Consider the following 1,121-nt stretch of genomic DNA (forward strand, 5'->3'; position numbering starts at 1 on the left):
CGACGCCCGACGAACGTCGTCTCCTCCACCGGGAGATTGCCGCTACCACCCGGCTGCGTCACACCACTCGGACGCCGACCGGTGATCGCAGCGGCATGGGCAACGAGCTGCAACGGCTCGGCATCACCCGCACCGGCCGCACCACCGTCCTGAGGAATCGCCATCTCGTCGACCGGCACACCACGATCCGCCTGCAAACGCTGAAGGTGCTCACCGAGCTCGAACGCCGACGGCCGCTCCGCCGGATCACGCGTCATCGCCCGTTCGAGAACCACCGCGACATCGCCACCGACACCGAGCTCACTCAGATCGGGCATCTCCTGCGAGGTGATCCGGACGAACTGCGCGACAACGTCCTCCCCCGACCGACGCTCGAACACCGCATGCCCGGTACACGCCGCGAACAACGTGGCACCGAGACCGTACACATCGGCCGCCGGCGTCGACGGATCACCACCGAGAACCTCCGGCGCAGTGAACGCCGGCGACCCGGCCACACTGCCCGTCGCCGTCGTGAAACCACCGGCCATGTGCGCGATACCGAAATCCGACAACGCCGGCTCCCCGTAATCGGTGACAAGGATGTTCGCAGGCTTGACATCACGATGCACAATCCCCAACCGATGCGCCGTCTCGAGCGCACCCGCCATCCGCACCCCCAACCGCAGCATCTCCTCCACCGACAACGGCCCGTGCCGACGGATCCGCGCCTCGATCGAATCCTGCCGGTGATACCCCATCACCAAATACGGGTGACCACTCGCCGTCGTCCCGACATCGAGAATCCCGACAATGTTCGGATGCCCCGTCAACCGACCCATCGCCCGCTGCTCACGCACAAACCGCGCCCGATTCTCCTCGTCCGGCTCAACACCGAGCACCTTCACCGCCACCGTCCGATGCAACGCCGGCTGCTGGCAGCGGTACACCACACCGAACCCGCCCCGCCCGATCTCCTCGACATCCTCGAAACCCGCATCACCCAACTCGGCCACAACAACAACCACCGGATCACGACGCGTTCGCAGCGGATCACTCATCACCAACACGCGCACCTGGCCGCGACGCCATCGCCGACGGTGGGCACACCTCCACAGCCAGAATATGCCCGACACGAAAAA

At 65.9% G+C, this 1,121-nt stretch carries 1 protein-coding gene; it reads right to left on the minus strand.

Going from position 1 to position 1,121, the window contains the following annotated elements; translation table 11 throughout:
- On the minus strand, window positions 1–1,040 hold a 1,040-nt coding region (locus ACFYVR_RS26940; protein WP_387479458.1), incomplete at its 3' end, for a serine/threonine-protein kinase.
- Window positions 1,041–1,121 lie beyond the last annotated feature (81 nt).

Origin of the sequence: Rhodococcus sp. NPDC003318, from assembly GCF_042879035.1 — a bacterium.
In the GTDB taxonomy this organism is placed as follows: Bacteria; Actinomycetota; Actinomycetes; order Mycobacteriales; family Mycobacteriaceae; genus Rhodococcus_G.